Origin of the sequence: Rhodococcus sp. EPR-157 (genome assembly GCF_001647195.1) — a bacterium.
Lineage (GTDB): Bacteria > Actinomycetota > Actinomycetes > Mycobacteriales > Mycobacteriaceae > Rhodococcoides.
The window spans coordinates 1-1,394 of the sequence record NZ_LVCV01000687.1; the positions used below are offsets into that span (position 1 = coordinate 1).

At 63.2% G+C, this 1,394-nt stretch carries 2 protein-coding genes and 1 pseudogene; all 3 read left to right on the top strand.

Features of this window, described 5'->3' with window-relative positions; genetic code table 11:
- Window positions 1-312 (top strand): annotated as a pseudogene (locus A2J03_RS31380) (hypothetical protein); the annotation flags it as partial.
- A 117-nt stretch (window positions 313-429) separates the two neighbouring features.
- Window positions 430-753: a ferredoxin gene (fdxA, locus tag A2J03_RS29390; protein ID WP_068381767.1), complete on the top strand. Its 324-nt coding sequence runs from the start codon at window positions 430-432 to the stop codon at window positions 751-753.
- A gap of 2 nt (window positions 754-755) precedes the next feature.
- Window positions 756-1,394, top strand: a 639-nt coding sequence (locus tag A2J03_RS29395) for an aminotransferase class I/II-fold pyridoxal phosphate-dependent enzyme (RefSeq protein ID WP_156520655.1), incomplete at its 3' end; no start/stop codon positions are given.

The following is a 1,394-nucleotide window of genomic DNA, read 5'->3' on the forward strand; positions in this document are numbered from 1 at the left end:
GATACCGAACCCAAGACCGAGCCGACGCCTCGTCGCGACAACGGTCCGTTCGCGTTGCTCCATGCAATGTGGGATGTCGCGAGCGTGCTCAGGGACGTATCGAACGAGCTCGCCAAGCGTCCACACAGCCGTAAGGTGTTTCGGATCATCTCGATGATCCCGCTCGTCGGCGGTGTCGTCGGCTACTTCGGAGAACGCGGGGCGCTGTCCAGAGCGGCGAAGCAAGGCCGCCGTTGGGTAGCGGATCACGCCGACGACCGGAGCGACGTAAAGTCGGACATGTCGACAACGTCGACGTATCTTCGCAAGTGAGGACACCCTGCGCGGATCGTCGCCGGTCTTCGACGCGATACTAGGATGCTCAGGGCGCTACTTCAATTGTGAGAACAAGTTGTCGCGCCAGTTATCGGAGAGGGAGGGAGAGCAGCAGTGACCTACTCGATTGCGGAACCGTGCGTCGATGTGCTCGACAAGGCGTGCATCGAAGAATGCCCGGTGGACTGCATCTACGAGGGCAATCGAATGCTGTACATCCACCCTGACGAGTGCGTCGACTGCGGTGCCTGCGAGCCGGTATGCCCGGTCGAGGCCATCTTCTACGAAGACGACGTTCCGGACCAGTGGAGCGGCTACGTCAGCGCCAACGTCGACTTCTTCGACAACCTCGGATCTCCCGGTGGTGCAGCGAAGCTCGGCAAGACGGACTACGACCCGCCGTTCATCAAGGCACTTCCGCCGATGGGCGAGAACTGACGTTGGCTCGCATATCGGTCGCTGCCGGGCTGCCCGACTTTCCCTGGGACTCGCTTGCTGCAGCCAAGGAGAAGGCAGCGTCGCACCCTGACGGGATCGTGAACCTGTCGGTCGGCACTCCCGTCGACCCGGTCGCGCAGATCATTCGGGATGCGCTGGCCTCGGTGTCGGACCAGCCCGGGTACCCGACGACAATCGGTACCACGGCCCTGCGTACGGCTGCTGTGGACGCGTTGGCACGCAGATACGGTGTGACCGGGATCGACGCCGATGCAGTGCTGCCGGCAATAGGTACCAAAGAGATGATCGCGTGGCTGCCGACGCTGCTCGGTCTCGGGAAAGACGATCTCGTCGTCATCCCCGAACTCGCGTATCCGACGTACGAGGTCGGCGCGCTGTTGGCCGGTGCACGCATCACCCGGACCGATGGGCTCAACCGACTCGGCCCCGAGAACGCATCTCTGGTGTTCGTGAATTCGCCGTCGAATCCGACCGGCAAGGTGTTGCCGGTCGACCATCTCCGCAAGGTCGTCGCCTGGGCGCGAGAGCGCGACGCGGTCGTTGTCTCCGACGAGTGCTATCTGGGGTTGACCTGGGAGGCCGAGGCCGTCTCTATTCTCGACCCGCGAGTTTCCGACGGC